Source organism: Halomonas sp., from assembly GCF_031581305.1.
Taxonomy (GTDB): Bacteria; Pseudomonadota; Gammaproteobacteria; order Pseudomonadales; family Halomonadaceae; genus Halomonas.
This window is the reverse complement of sequence record NZ_JAVLBC010000187.1, coordinates 1-1,040: the sequence shown is the minus strand read 5'-3', so window position 1 is coordinate 1,040 and position 1,040 is coordinate 1. Positions and strand designations below refer to the sequence as shown.

At 68.6% G+C, this 1,040-nt stretch carries 2 protein-coding genes; both read right to left on the bottom strand.

The window, feature by feature from the left end:
- Positions 1–214: hypothetical protein (locus tag RI841_RS13480; protein ID WP_310706143.1), on the bottom strand; the 214-nt coding region annotated here is incomplete at its 3' end.
- Between the two features lie 40 nt (positions 215–254).
- Positions 255–1,040 (bottom strand): S41 family peptidase (locus RI841_RS13475; RefSeq protein WP_310706141.1); only part of this gene is annotated, 786 nt, incomplete at its 5' end.

Below are 1,040 nucleotides of genomic sequence, written 5' to 3'. Positions count from 1 at the left end.
CATAGGCCATCAGCATCCGCGGGGTCAGCGGCTGCTCTACGCTGCGCGCCGGCAGGTCCTCCGGCCCGGTGGCATGCTCGAAAACCCCGTCGACCTCCAGCACCCGCCAGGTCTGTTCGGCCTGCAAGGTGGTCGCATGCCCGAAGGTACCAAGCAGCAGCAGGAGCACCGAAGCGGTGAGTCGGCGCGCGCTCGCCTGAAGAAGCGTATTCATCGGTTTTCTCCTTATGCTGTTGTATCGGCCGCCTGCCTCATCATCCACCACGTGACGGCGACGATCGGACGGGAGCCTTCAACGGTGCATCACAGCCCGACTCGGAGTCCGGAGCGGACGGCAGGGGGTGATCCGGTTCCAGTGGGTGGCCGTCGCACGTGCTGCCATCGGGTAGCAACACCCGCTTTTCCGTGAAGCGCAGCGCCCCCCCCTCCGGCAGCGGCACATCGGTCTGGATACTGCACTTGCCGCGGCTCGGACGGCCCCTGAGCTCGGCCCGACCGTGGTATTGAAGAATCGCCGCCAGTATCTCGGCCGCACTGGCGGTATCCGGCCCGATCCAGATCGACAGGGGCGTGTTCGTGTCCCCTGCGCGACGATTCGTGAACCACTCCCGCTCCCCGGCGCGATCCGTGAAGGCCACAAGCTCCCGGCCCGACTCGAGAAACAGGCCCGCCACATCCAGCGCCTCGAAGACATCGCCGCCGCCACTGAAGCGCAGATCCAGCACCAGCGGCCGTTCCTCCCGCTGCGCCCGATAGGCCGCCAGCCGCGCCGCCACCGCCGGCCGGGTCAACCCGGCCCGGAAGCGCCGGATACGCAACAGCTGCCGGCCGTGCTCGGCGTGAGACTCGACATCCAGCGGCTGAAAGTCGGCCCGGAACAGGCGAACTCGACGCTTATCTTCCCCGGGCGTCGCCAGCGTCAGCTCGACCGCGGTTCCCCGAGCCCCCCTCAGCCGCTCAGCCACCTCGGCCGGTGGGGCGCCCACCACCTCGACACCATCGACCTCGAGCAGCCGGCTGCCGCCGATAATGCCTGCACG